At 61.1% G+C, this 12,404-nt stretch carries 11 protein-coding genes; 6 read left to right on the top strand and 5 right to left on the bottom strand.

All coding sequences use genetic code 11. The features are described 5' to 3' along the window. The coding region (locus NW820_RS04960; RefSeq protein WP_414330751.1) for an ABC transporter permease at positions 1-822 on the bottom strand (822 nt) is incomplete at its 3' end. Beyond that, positions 819-1,748 (bottom strand): ABC transporter permease, encoded by a 930-nt coding sequence (locus tag NW820_RS04955; RefSeq protein WP_011431804.1) that lies wholly within the window; start codon positions 1,746-1,748, stop codon positions 819-821. The genes NW820_RS04960 and NW820_RS04955, both read right to left, overlap by 4 nt. 129 nt (positions 1,749-1,877) lie before the next feature. On the opposite strand from NW820_RS04955, the gene NW820_RS04950 reads away from it, so the two are divergent. Further along, positions 1,878-3,032: a homocysteine biosynthesis protein gene (locus NW820_RS04950; RefSeq protein WP_414381633.1), complete on the top strand. Its 1,155-nt coding sequence runs from the start codon at positions 1,878-1,880 to the stop codon at positions 3,030-3,032. A gap of 155 nt (positions 3,033-3,187) precedes the next feature. On the opposite strand, the gene csaB is transcribed toward NW820_RS04950, so the two are convergent. From csaB to psbU, 3 genes are all read right to left on the bottom strand, one after another. Continuing rightward, positions 3,188-4,273, bottom strand: coding sequence for a polysaccharide pyruvyl transferase CsaB (gene csaB, locus NW820_RS04945; protein WP_414406849.1), 1,086 nt, complete (start codon positions 4,271-4,273; stop codon positions 3,188-3,190). Between the two features lie 77 nt (positions 4,274-4,350). Continuing rightward, the gene (locus NW820_RS04940) at positions 4,351-5,268 is read right to left on the bottom strand and encodes an Rpn family recombination-promoting nuclease/putative transposase (RefSeq protein WP_414406848.1); all 918 of its coding nucleotides are present in this window, start codon (positions 5,266-5,268) and stop codon (positions 4,351-4,353) included. Positions 5,269-5,319: 51 nt separating this feature from the next. Further along, a complete protein-coding gene (gene psbU, locus NW820_RS04935; protein ID WP_414406847.1) occupies positions 5,320-5,688 on the bottom strand; it encodes a photosystem II complex extrinsic protein PsbU in 369 nt (122 codons plus the stop codon). Positions 5,689-5,881: 193 nt separating this feature from the next. On the opposite strand from psbU, the gene gcvP reads away from it, so the two are divergent. From gcvP to NW820_RS04910, 5 genes are all read left to right on the top strand, one after another. Next, positions 5,882-8,848 (top strand): aminomethyl-transferring glycine dehydrogenase, encoded by a 2,967-nt coding sequence (gene gcvP, locus NW820_RS04930; protein ID WP_414406846.1) that lies wholly within the window; start codon positions 5,882-5,884, stop codon positions 8,846-8,848. A 142-nt stretch (positions 8,849-8,990) separates the two neighbouring features. Continuing rightward, positions 8,991-9,554 (top strand): hypothetical protein, encoded by a 564-nt coding sequence (locus tag NW820_RS04925; RefSeq protein ID WP_414406845.1) that lies wholly within the window; start codon positions 8,991-8,993, stop codon positions 9,552-9,554. A gap of 2 nt (positions 9,555-9,556) precedes the next feature. Then, the gene (locus NW820_RS04920) at positions 9,557-9,994 is read left to right on the top strand and encodes an SRPBCC family protein (protein ID WP_414343614.1); all 438 of its coding nucleotides are present in this window, start codon (positions 9,557-9,559) and stop codon (positions 9,992-9,994) included. A 37-nt stretch (positions 9,995-10,031) separates the two neighbouring features. After that, on the top strand, positions 10,032-10,613 hold the full coding sequence (locus NW820_RS04915; protein WP_414349927.1) for a peroxiredoxin family protein: 582 nt from the start codon (positions 10,032-10,034) through the stop codon (positions 10,611-10,613). 45 nt (positions 10,614-10,658) lie between these two features. Beyond that, positions 10,659-12,314 (top strand): ABC1 kinase family protein, encoded by a 1,656-nt coding sequence (locus NW820_RS04910; protein ID WP_414388937.1) that lies wholly within the window; start codon positions 10,659-10,661, stop codon positions 12,312-12,314. Positions 12,315-12,404 lie beyond the last annotated feature (90 nt).

Here is a 12,404-nt window from a genome sequence, read left to right as displayed (position 1 = left end):
GCTCTCCCCCTCTTGAACCTCTGTGGGGGGTAGCCCGATGGCCTGCCCCAAACAGACGCTGGCCCCCAGCAAGGCCAACCACCCCGGCAGCAGCGACAGGAAGGCCACTGCAGCCACCAGGGTATTGTTTCCCCCTTGCAAAAGGCTGTAGAGCAGCATCGGCAGCGTGAGAACCCGCCCACCGCCGACGAAGAAGGTGAGCAAAAATTCGTTCCAGGAGATCAAAAAGGCAAATACCGCCCCAATGGCTGCCCCAGGGGCAATGAGGGGCAACGTTACCTGCCACCACACCTGCCAGGGATCCGCCCCCAAACAGCGGGCCTGCGCCTCGTAGCCGCGGTCGAAACGGGCGAACACACTGCCCATCACCAGAGCCATGTAGGGAATGGTGGGGATCAGATGCACCAAAACCACCGCCAGCAGGGTACTGTCCAGCCGCAGGCGAATCAGCACCCCTTGGATGCCCATCAATACGGCCAAAGGAGAGGTGATGATGGGCAATAGCAGCAGCAGGCGCAGCCAGGCAGGCACGGGACGGGTGCCCAAAACTCGCCCTGCCGGGATCCCCACCCCCAAGGCCAGCAGGGTGGTAAACAGGGCAATTTGCAAGCTCTGGCCGAAGGCTGCCCGGAACTGGGATCCCCAGCTCAGCAGTTGCTGCCAACCGGCTATGCTCCATGCCCGGGGCAGGGCATCGGGAAAATACCAGGCCCGCGTGAAGGCCCAAAGGGCCAGCACCCCAAAGGGCAAAGCCCAAAGGAGGGCCACTCCGGCCACCCCAAGGCGGAGCAGGGATCCCCCAATCCATCTGCGTCCTTTCACGGCTTTCTCCAAGGACTCCGTCCCGCTGAGCCAAACGGCAGCTGCAGAAAGGATACTCTGGCTGCAAACAGCCCTCCGATTAGGCTGACCACCGCTGCCGAGACAGCCAGCAGGATGATCCCCAGCGCCACCGCCTGCTGCCGCTGCTCCAGGTTGATGTGGGTGAAGCGCTGATAGATCAGAACGGGCAAGGTGCGCGGGTAGGTGGGCCCTAAGAGCAAGGGAACCTCAAAGGCGCTGAAGACAAAGCCGAAGATGAGAATCCCGGTGGCCAGCAGCCCCGGCCTCAGCAAGGGCAGCGTTACATACCAAAACGTCTGGGCGGCAGAAGCCCCCAGCAGCCGAGCCTGTTGCTCCAGCTCGGATCCCATCCCGCGCAGCAGCGTCAGCGCCACCAGAGCGGCAAACGGGATCTCCTTCCAAAGCCAATAGAGCAACACCCCCACATAGCCGCGGTCGTTCACCCACAAGGGAAAATCCTGATCCGAGGCAATCCAGCCCAGTTGGAAGGCCAGCCGCGCCAGCCAACCGCTGGGCCCCAGCAGCAGCAGCATCCCCGCCACCCCCACCAAATGAGGAATCGGCAGCGTCAACTGGCCAAGCCAGATGGCCCACCCCCCCACCCCCCGCAACAGCAGCGCCAGCCCCAGCCCCAAAAGCAGCGCCAACCCCGTTGCCAACAGAGCGATTCTGAGGCTGAGCAACAGGGATCCCCCGACTTCCGCATCCCGCAGCAGCTCCCCATACCCCTGCAGGGTAAACCCCCTCTCGCCCAGGCCGTAGAGGCCCACACTCTGGGCCAGAGCCAGCAGCAGCCCCCCGCCGTAGAGCAGGCCCACCAACCCCAACGCCGGCAAAAGCGGCCCATACTGCCGGATCCCCTTAAGCCCCACCGGCCCAGATCCCCGTCCATTTAAGCTATTCATTGAGCCAGTCCCAAGAGCTGCCTCACGAGAGAATTCAAGATGGGAGCGGATCCCTCGACGATCAAGCGATCAAGACTGCCTAGTGCTCCACACCGCCAACGCGACCAACCATTGCGATCTTCACATCCCATGGAGAGAACCCTAGACCAGATTAACCAACGCATTGCCAAAGGCCAGGTGCGGGTGTGGACGGCCCTGGAAGCCAAAGCCAAGCTGGCCACCTTGGGGATCCAGGAAGCCTTTGAGCAGGTGGATGTGATCACCACCGGCACCTTTGAGCCAATGGAGTCTTCAGGAGCCATTGTGAACCTGGGCCATACGGATCCGCCCATCAAGATTCGCCAAGCTTGGCTGAACGGGGTACCGGCCTATGCCGGATTTGGCGCGGTGGATCTTTACCTGGGGGCAGCCCAACCCAGCGAGCAAGCGGATCAAGCCTATGGGGGCGGCCATGTCATTGCCGACCTGGTGGCGGGCAAGCGCGTCCATTTGCGGGCCATCGGCCAAGTGACCGATTGTTACCCCCGCGCCGACTACGAGACCACCCTGACTCGGGATCAGCTCAACCAGTTTTACCTGTTCAACCCCCGCAATGCCTACCAAAACTTCATCGTCGGGGTGAACGGCGGGGATCGGCCTTTGTACACCTACTTGGGTCTGTTGGAACCGCATCTGGGCAATGCCGTCTATTCCAACCCGGGAGAGCTATCCCCCTTGTTGAACGATCCCCTGTTGCGCCGGGTGGGGATCGGCAGCCGCATCTTTTTGGGAGGCGGCATCGGCTACGTCGCCTGGGAGGGCACCCAACACTTTCCGCTGCAAAAGCGATTGCCCAACCAAACTCCCATCGGCCCGGCGGCCACTCTAGCCCTGATTGGGGATGCCAAGCAAATGCAGGCGGAATGGGTGAGGGGCTGCTACTTCCGCAACTACGGCCCCAGCTTGATGTTGGGGGTCGGGATCCCCATCCCCATCCTCGCTCCTGCGGATTTGGAGGCCATCGCCATCCGGGATGAAGAACTGGTTGCACCGGTGATCGACTTTTCCATTCCCCGCCGGGTGCGGCCCACCTTTGGCTTAGTGAGCTATGCCCAGCTCAAATCCGGCCAGATCACCCTCAATGGCCGCAAGGTTCGCACTGCCCCTCTGGCCAGCCTGCGCCGCTCCATGCAAATTGCCGAAATCCTCAAGCAATGGATAGAAAGCGGCCAATTTACCCTCACCCAACCTGTCGCCCCCCTGCCCCTGGATCGGGAGTTTCTCCCCCAAAACCCTCTCAGGTGACGTCCTCCCCTCAATGAATTGGGGGCCTCCTCAAGCGGATGCACGCAGCGCTTTGGTTCGGGGACACCGTGCCCCCCTACTTTTGGGGTAAAGCGGCTCTCCAGAAGAACCGCTACCGGAATTCGCCCTGGCAGCAACTTCTCCAGGCAACCCCATCAACCCCACTTCAGGTGCTGTCTCAACAACTGAGCGTGCTGAGCCGATTGCCTCGCCCACAGGTCAGCTTGGGCAGGGCTGAGAGCTAGGCTCTCTGAGTAGCAGGCCAGCCAAGCTTGGTGTAAGGCTTCAGGATCGGTGGGCATCTCCTGCAGATCCCAGCCAGGCATGCCCAATTCCTGGAGCAGCGTTTTCACCTTGGGATCGTAGCTGAGACCAAAACAGGCGCAGCCCTCTGCCGCCGCCATCACCAATCCGTGGTAGCGCATGGTGATCGCCAGCCTGACACCCCGAAAGACTCCTTTCAATAGACAGGGATCCCGAATTTCCAGCACTTGGCTACGGTGGGGTAGGCGCTGCTGAAGCTGCTGAGCCAAGTGGTAGTCTGGCCCAAGGTCAGGGGATCCGGGAGGAGCCAGCTGAAAGGGCACGAAGAGAAGGTATGCCCCCGTGGAAGCCTGGAGACGCTGTAAACCCTGGCTCAAAGCTTCTAGACAGGCTCCAGTCAGTTGCGGATGCGGACGCAAGACCACAGCAATGCGGGGCTGAGGCCACGTTTCCCATTCCGGCAAGGTTTTGGACGGCAAACTCCAGACGGGATCCGGAGCCACCTGGTGAGGGATCCCCCACTCTTGCAGCCATTGGGAGGCAACCCCATCCCGCACACTGATGGCCGTGCAACCTGCCAGAGACCGGCGGGCTAGTGCGCGAATCCACCCCCGCTGCAGCGGCCCGATCCCTTGGGCCCAGGCAACGGTTCTTAGCCCCCATCGCTGGGCTAGGCCCATCACCCCCAGGTAGTAGAGAGGGCTGCGCCAACTGGTGCGATCCTGCAGCAGGCCACCTCCACCCCAGATGAAAGCCTGGGCCTCCTGGAGACAGCGCCGTAAAGCCAAACTGTTGAAGCGCGGATAGGCCAGCACCCCATAGGTGGCAGCCGTTTCGGCAGGGCGACGGGAGAGCACCACCGGCTGTACGGGGCTGGGCAACTGCTCTAGCTCTCGTAAGAGAGCCAGCAACAACGCCTCATCGCCGGCATTGCCGTAGCCGTAGTAGCCACAGATCAAAACCTGTGGCCGTTTCATCGAGTCCATCTGAGTAACAGGGATCCTAACTCACCCACAGAGTCCTGTGAGGTTGGAAAAGGCCGCGACGGCAAACCCTAGTTGGATGATGACTCCCTGAGCCATTGGATCAAATCGGCCAGGGTTTGGAAGTCCAACAGCGCTTCCGCCAAAGCCTCCAGTTGCTCGGTAGGTAAGAGGCGGATGGTTTCAGACAGGTCTTCCGGCAAAGATCCCAGCTTGCGCCGCAGTTGACTCAGAGTCAGTCGAGCTGCTTCTTGCTGCAGACCTTGCTGCAGACCCTGTTGCAGACCTTGCTGCAGACCCTGTTGCAGACCTTGCTCTAGACCTTGTTTCAGGCCCTCCTCTCGCCCTTCTTTGAGGGCTTCTGCTCGCCACATCTGATAGATGGTCGATTCCCGCACAGCCAAACCTCCCAGAACCCTGCTGATTTCCTCTGGCGTCCATGTTAATCCTGCTAAGACGGCAGTGGCCGCTTTCAACTCCTGCCGCAGCTTGGGATCCTCCATCTCAGCTATGGCTCTGGCCACCTGCCGCAGACGGGGTTCTGGATTGTCCGGCTCTGCCAGTACCGCCAAGGGCAAGAGGCCTGGGTATCGGGATAGCACCTCTGGATCTTGTTCCCACAGGCGCAAGACCTCAAAGCGATGAGAAAGGGATCCCCGTTGAAAAGAGGTTTGGTACACCCGTTCTGACTGGGTTTTTCTCAGGTAGATGACAATCTGCCGCACCTCCTGGTCGGGATAGCGACGGAACAGGCGCAGGCAGTAGTCGGCCATGCGCAAGGGAATGTCGGGATCCGGATCGGTTTGAAACTCCAGATGCAAAATCAGGTTTTGGGCCCTCAGCAGGATGAGGGAGTCCGCGCGAATGGGCTCGCTGGAGAGCTCCGTTGGCTGGAGCTGGATCAAGGGAACCGGGGATCCCAGTAGCCACCGGGCAAAGGACTCGGGGAACCATTCCACCAAGTACTTGCAGACGTTATCGTAGGCCACAGGATCCCTTTCCTACAAAAGCCGATTCTCCCGATGGCCCCTCTGCCGAGATCAGCCGTAGTACCCTTGGTTGATGCGGTTTTCCAGTTGGTTAGCCCCTTCCTGATACTCGCCAAACACGAAGTTCTCGGCGTTGGCTTTGATCAGGGCCTTTTGCTGCTCCGTCAAACCGGAGATCTGCAACATATCTTCCAGGCTCCTGTAGGGAGCGTTCTTCACCAGGATGCGAGCTAGGGTGGGATAGAAGCCGGGCAGTTGGCGGTAGTTGCGCAAGATGGTGTTGTTCACGTCAATCGGAGTGTCCAAGTGCTTTACCGGGGGAAGCTCTGCGGCCCTGGCCACAACAGGGATCCCCAAAGGAGCGAAGCACAGACAGAGCACTAACACCACACGAACCAAGATGGACAGCAGCCAGCGCATAGCATCACTTCTCCAAGCAGAATCCAAAAGGCTCATCTGTATAGGTTGCTAACATTCTCCGACCATCTAGTGTCTCATCCCCTCCACCCCGAATCGAGGGCCAAGACAGGATTTGGATCCCGACAGAAACAATTTTTAACAACTATGATCAGGAGACAGTCTTTCTTGCTCTCCCTTTCTCGGCTATCGCACCATGTCCGACTTGGCCCTTCTCCACTCGACTCGACTTGACCCCCCCAGCCGGGATCCATCTCCAGGGATCCCACAACCCACGCCTTCTCCGGAGCTGGAGTTGCTGGGGCAGACCGAACTCTTTCTCAGGCGGCACATTGGGCCGGATGCCCGGCAAATTGGGCAGATGTTGCAAGTGTTGGAGCTGAGTTCGCTGCAGGAGCTGGTGGAGAAGGCGGTGCCGCCGGCCATTCGCAGCAGCCAGCCTTTGCAATTGGGATCCCCTTGCCCTGAGCTGCAGGTGTTGGCGGAACTGCAGGCAATGGCTGCCCAGAACCAGGTGTGGCGCTCCTTTTTGGGCATGGGCTATTCCAACACCCTGACGCCGCCGGTGATTCAGCGCAGCATCCTGGAAAACCCTGCCTGGTACACCCCCTACACCCCCTACCAAGCTGAGATTGCCCAGGGACGGTTGGAAGCCCTGCTCAACTTCCAGACGATGGTGATCGACCTGACGGGGATGGAGATCGCCAATGCTTCCCTGCTGGACGAGGCCACCGCAGCCGCCGAAGCCATGGCTCTTGCCTACACCTTGGCAGGCAGGGGATCCCCAGTTTTCTGGGTGGATCGGGGCTGCCATCCCCAGACGATTGCCGTGGTACAGACGCGGGCAGAGCCCTTGGGGATCCAGGTGCGCGTGACGGATCTGGCGGAGTTTTGCCCGGAGAAGGGCTTTGGGCTGCTGTTGCAATATCCCAACACCTTTGGGGAAATCCGGGACTACCGGCAGTTGGTGGAGCAGGCTCACCAGAAGGGGATGGTGGTGGCGGTGGCTGCCGACCTGCTCAGCTTAACCCTATTGCAACCGCCGGGAGAGTGGGGAGCGGACATCGTGGTGGGATCCACCCAGCGCTTCGGCGTGCCTTTGGGCTATGGCGGCCCCCATGCGGCTTACTTCGCCACCCGCGAGGCCCACAAGCGGCTGCTGCCAGGACGGCTGGTGGGGATTTCTCAGGATGCTCAAGGCAAGCCAGCCCTGCGCTTGGCGTTGCAGACCCGCGAGCAGCACATCCGGCGGGACAAGGCCACCAGCAACATCTGCACTGCCCAGGTGCTTTTGGCGGTGATGGCTTCTATGTATGCCGTCTACCACGGCCCCCGCGGCTTGCGACACATAGCCGAGCGCATCCACCGCCAGGCCCATCACTTGGCCACTGGGATCTGCCAGTTGGGTTATGAGGTGGGGCCCGAGCATTTCTTCGATACCTTCTGGGTCAAGGTAGCTTCTCCAGAGCAGGTGCAGGCGATCCAGGCCGGCGCTGCCCAGCGACAGATCAACCTACGCCAGATCGATGACCGGACGCTGGGGATCAGCTTGGATGAGGCTACCACCGCTCAGGATCTGCGGGATCTGTGGGAGATCTTCGCCGGAACCCTTCCCCGCAGCGGAACGGAGTCCTTACCGCCAGCTTGGGATCCCGACAGCCCAGAGCTGGACTTGGGCCAGAGCCTGCCGCCCCAGCTCCTGCGCACCACCCCCTACCTCACCCATCCGGTCTTTAACCGTTACCACTCGGAAACTGAGCTGCTGCGCTATATCCACCGCCTGCAAAGCCGGGATCTGGCTCTCACCCATTCCATGATCCCCTTGGGCTCTTGCACCATGAAGCTGAACGCCACGGTGGAGATGATGCCGGTCACCTGGCCGGAGTTTGCCCAGCTCCATCCTTTTGTGCCCCTGGAGCAGGCCCGCGGCTACCAAGCCCTCTTTGCCCAGTTGGAAAAGATGCTGGCGGAGATCACCGGCTTTGCCGGAGTTTCTCTGCAGCCCAATGCCGGATCTCAGGGGGAATATGCCGGCCTGTTGGCTATCCGCCGCTACCACCAAGCCAGAGGGGAAAGCCGGCGGCAGGTGTGCTTGATCCCCACCTCGGCCCACGGAACCAACCCGGCCAGCGCCGTGATGGCGGGGATGCAGGTGGTGAGCGTAGCTTGTGATGAAGCCGGCAATATCGACATTGAGGATCTGCGGGCCAAGGTGGAGCAGCACGGGGAGCGGCTGGCCGCCTTGATGATCACCTACCCTTCTACCCACGGTGTGTTTGAGGAAGGGATCCGCGAGATTTGCCAGATAATCCACGAGGCGGGGGGACAGGTGTACATGGATGGGGCCAACCTCAACGCTCAGGTGGGCCTCTGCCGTCCTGCCGAGCTGGGGGCCGATGTCTGCCACCTCAACCTGCACAAGACCTTCTGCATTCCCCATGGGGGAGGTGGGCCGGGGGTAGGGCCCATTGCCGTGGCCCGCCACCTTGTGCCCTATTTGCCTGGCCATCCTGTTTTGCCCGGTTGTAACGGCCCCGTCAGCGCTGCCCCCTGGGGCAGTGCCAGCATTTTGCCCATCTCCTGGGCCTACATTCGCCTTATGGGATCCGCCGGCCTCACCCTGGCCAGCCAAGTGGCCATCCTCAACGCCAACTACATCGCCAAGCGGTTGGATCCCTACTACCCAGTGCTCTACAAGGGGCCGGGGGGGTGGGTGGCCCACGAGTGTATTTTGGATTTGCGCCCCCTGAAAAAAAGCGCTGGCATCGAGGTGGAAGATGTGGCCAAGCGCCTGATGGACTATGGCTTCCACGCCCCCACCATCTCCTGGCCGGTGCCGGGGACAATGATGGTGGAGCCCACCGAGAGCGAATCTCTGGAGGAGCTGGATCGCTTCTGCGAGGCGATGATTGCCATCCGCCAGGAGATTGCCGCCATTGAGCGAGGCGAGATGGATCCGGTGCGCAATCCCCTCAAGTTGGCCCCCCACACCGCCGAGGTGGTGGCTGCCGACCACTGGGATCGCCCCTATCCTCGCTCGCTGGCCGCCTACCCGCTCCCTTGGGTCAAGGCCCACAAGTTCTGGCCCAGCGTCAGCCGCATCGACAACGCCTACGGGGATCGCCACCTGGTGTGCAGTTGTCAGCCCTGGCTCGACGAATGATGGCTGCTCTGGAACTTGGCCCAGAAAGGGAGATTGGTTGTATCCAAAGGCGGGATCCGCTATAACCCAGTCAGGGATCCCTGGCCAACGGATGAGAAAAAATCCCCGTCTTGAGCGGTTCACGTCAGTGGGGCCAAGTTCTTTGCCTATTCTTACTCGGCTAACCCTGGGGCTGTTGGCGGGATCCCTCGTGGCCTGCCGCAAGATGCCTGATCCGGTTGCTCAAGAAGTGGATCAGGATCCCGTGCGGCGTCACATCGGCAAAGATGGCACGCACTTTGAGGCTTCCCTGGGGGATACCCGCGCTCTTCCCCCTCAGTTTCCCCCTCACTTGCAGTTGCCCAACGCTTCCATCATCTCTTCGGGACAGATTCGGGATCGAGAGGGGGGCCTTGCTTCCCTGATCTTGCAGACCTCTCAGCCTCTGGAGGCGATTGCCGCCTACTATCGCCGCACCCTGTGGGGCCGGGGCTGGGACATCCTCTCGGACATCGAGCAGGCCAATGGGATCCGCACCTTGGTGTTCGAGTCTCCCCCCCACCCCAAAAAGCCTCTCCAACAGGCGGTGGTGCAAGTGGGATCCCCCCGTCGCGGGCCGGATCAGGTGGAATATCGCGATATCTTGATTTTGCTGAGCACCGTATCCCCCTCTGCCACGGCAGAAGACCTCTCTGCGGCCAAGCTCGCTCCCCCAACTTCCCCCTGAGGATGCCTGTCTACACCCAGTCAATTCCGATTGCGGCCAGCGTGGCCCAGGTGGATCGCTGCCTCACCGACCTGGAGTTGATGAAGCGCTGGCTCAACCCGCTGTTGGGCTGTGAGGCGGTGGGATCCCCTCTGGCGGAATTGGGCAGCCGCTACCGCTTTTTCCTTCGCTTGCCGTTTGTATCCCCCAGCTTGGATTGCGTGATTACAGAGCGGGCAGAAGGCTTGGTGCAGTGGCAGTTTAAGGGATTTTTTGAAGGAACCGACCGCTGGGAATGCCATCCCCAGCCGGGGGGTACCCTTCTAGTCAATTGCTTCAACTTCCGCATCCCCAGTCCCTGGGTGGCGGCAGGGTTTTACCTGTTGGCAGCAGGGCCGACCCAGCAGGATATGCGGGCCCAGCTCCGACGGCTGAAGGCGGTGGCCGAGGCTTTGGGTTAGGCTGGTGGCAAGTAGTAAAGAAACGTAAAAAACTGCAATGACCAGCAACAGCGGACTGTTTAACCGTCGCTTTGCCGACAACTTCATCCCCCAACCAGCCAACACTTCTCTGGAAATCGGCCAGATTGCCCCCGATTTTGAGCTGCCGCGCGTGCAAGGGGATCCCGTGCGGCTATCGGACTACCGCGGCCAAAAGCCGGTGGTTCTGGCTTTTACTCGTATCTTCACCGAAAGACTGTTTTGCCCTTTTTGCTACCCCCACATCCAAGAGCTGAAAGCCCGCTACAGGGAGATCCAAGCTCTGGGGGCGGAGCTGCTGATGGTCACCAGCACTGATCCGGTTCAAAGCCAGCAGATTCAAGCAGACCTGCAGCTGCCTTACCCGCTGCTGGTGGATCCCGAGTGCAAAACCTTCCGCCTCTATGGGGTTGGCCAAGCTTTGGGAGCACCCCTGCCGGCCCAGTTCGTTGTGGATCGGGAGGGCAAACTGCGCTTCAAGCATGTTTTCTCCTTTGCCCAGCCCAATGCCGATACCGATGAGGTGCTGCGGGTGTTGCGGGAGGGGCTGCAAACCGGCTGGGATGGAACCCGTAGGGTGGCCCCTATCCCCTTTTTCTAGGGATCGGGCTTCTCTGCCATTGGACTTCCAGGGAGAGAGACTGCGATGTTTGCCCGTCTGGCCCAGAGTGGGGCGCGTCAGGCCGAGATCCTGGAGGTGGTTTTGCGCCACGGTTGGGACTACATGCGCCGCTTGCTCTCTTTTGGCAAGGCTGGGGAACCCCAACTGCCCCCGCCGATGGTGCTGCGCAACATTTTGGTGGATCTGGGGCCGGTCTATGTCAAGCTGGGCCAACTGCTGAGCACCCGTCCGGACCTGTTGCCGCGAGAGTACATCGAGGCCCTCAGCACTCTGCAGGCCGACGTACCTCCTGTTCCCTGGAATGCGGTGGAGATCCTGCTGCGGCAGCAGTTGCGGCAGCCGTTGGAGCAGGTGTTCAGCAGCCTGGACACAGAGTCGGTTGCGGCGGGATCCATTGCCCAGGTCCATCGGGCTTGTCTGGTCAGCGGCGAGTGGGTGGCCCTCAAGATCCAGCGGCCCGGGCTGGAGGCGGTGGTGGAGCGGGATACGCGGCTAATCCGGGGCATTGCCGAGCTGGTGGCGCAAACGGAGTTCGGCAGGTTGGCAGATGTGGTGGCCTTGGCGGATGAGTTCTGCCGGGCCATTCAAGCAGAGCTGGACTTTACCCAAGAGGCCCGCCACACCGAGCAGCTCCGCCAACAGTTGCAAAAGGGGCGTTGGTTTGATCCGGCCCAACTGGTGGTGCCGCGCATCCATTGGCCTCTCACTACGCCAAAGGTGTTGACGCTGGAGTGGATCGAGGGCCGGCCCCTGTTGGAGGCGGATCGCAGCGACGCGGACCCGGAAAACATCGCCCGCCTCTTGACCCGCGCTTTTTTCCAGCAGATCTGCATTGATGGCTATTTCCACGCCGATCCCCACCCCGGCAACCTCTTTTACTTGGGATCCGGTCGCGTAGCCCTGCTGGATTGCGGCATGATTGGGCGGCTGGATCCGCGTACGCAGCAGATTCTGCTGGAGCTGATGCTGGCCATTGTCAGCCTCGATGCCCAGCGCTGTGCCGAATTGACCCTGGAGTTGGCCCTGCCGGAAAGATCCACGGCCCGCTTGCGGGAGCAGCCGGTTAGCTTGGCCCAGCTCCAAAGCGACTACGAGCGCCTTCTGCGGCAGTACTACACCCTGAGCATTGCGGAACTCAACTTCAGCCAGCTCTTTTCTGAGATCCTGCAGGCGGCCCGGCGCAACCAGATCCGCATTCCCGGCAATTTGGGCCTCTGTGCCAAGGCGCTGGCCAATTTGGAAGGGATCGCCCGCCAGCTCACCCCCGACTACAACCTGCCGGAGCAGCTTCGCCCCCTGATGGCGGATGTGTTTCGGGCGCAATTGCTGGGGGAGGCCCCTCTGCCTTCGCTGCTGCGCACGGCTTTGGATTTGAAAAATCTCTCTCTGCAATCGCCGCGCCAGATGGAGCTGCTGCTCAGCCGCATCACCTCGGAAACCCAGCGCTGGAACTTGACCATCCAAGAGCTGGACGGGATCCGCAGCAGCCTGGATCAGTCGGCCAACCGCCTCTCCTACAGCATTGTGGTCGGCTCTCTAATCGTCGGGGCCGCCATCATCTCGGCTCAGACGCAGCGGTTTCAGGTCTTTGGGCTGAGTGAACTCCTGTTCGGGGCGGCCAGCCTGTTGGGGCTGTGGCTCGTCATCAGCATCCTGCGCTCCGGTCGCCTGCGCGGCTAGATTGGCTGAGGTTGGCTCATCAGTGGACTCAGGGCCCTACTGCCCTTGTCTGGATCTCGATGTTTCCAAAAGAACACCAAAACGGTATCA

It is taken from the genome of Synechococcus sp. R55.7, from assembly GCF_047461955.1.
Taxonomy (GTDB): Bacteria; Cyanobacteriota; Cyanobacteriia; order Thermostichales; family Thermostichaceae; genus Thermostichus.
The sequence above is the reverse complement of the archived record's forward strand: the minus strand, read 5'-3'. Positions and strand labels throughout refer to the sequence as shown.

Bases quoted from the DNA above. Each gene is read 5' to 3' on its own strand.
- psbU (WP_414406847.1), bottom strand. From the start codon at position 5,688: ATGCGCTGGCTGCTGTCCATCTTGGTTCGTGTGGTGTTAGTGCTCTGT.
- NW820_RS04910 (WP_414388937.1), top strand. From the start codon at position 10,659: ATGTTTGCCCGTCTGGCCCAGAGTGGGGCGCGTCAGGCCGAGATCCTG.
- NW820_RS04920 (WP_414343614.1), top strand. From the start codon at position 9,557: ATGCCTGTCTACACCCAGTCAATTCCGATTGCGGCCAGCGTGGCCCAG.
- gcvP (WP_414406846.1), top strand. From the start codon at position 5,882: ATGTCCGACTTGGCCCTTCTCCACTCGACTCGACTTGACCCCCCCAGC.
- NW820_RS04915 (WP_414349927.1), top strand. From the start codon at position 10,032: ATGACCAGCAACAGCGGACTGTTTAACCGTCGCTTTGCCGACAACTTC.
- NW820_RS04955 (WP_011431804.1), bottom strand. From the start codon at position 1,748: ATGAATAGCTTAAATGGACGGGGATCTGGGCCGGTGGGGCTTAAGGGG.
- NW820_RS04950 (WP_414381633.1), top strand. From the start codon at position 1,878: ATGGAGAGAACCCTAGACCAGATTAACCAACGCATTGCCAAAGGCCAG.
- csaB (WP_414406849.1), bottom strand. From the start codon at position 4,273: ATGAAACGGCCACAGGTTTTGATCTGTGGCTACTACGGCTACGGCAAT.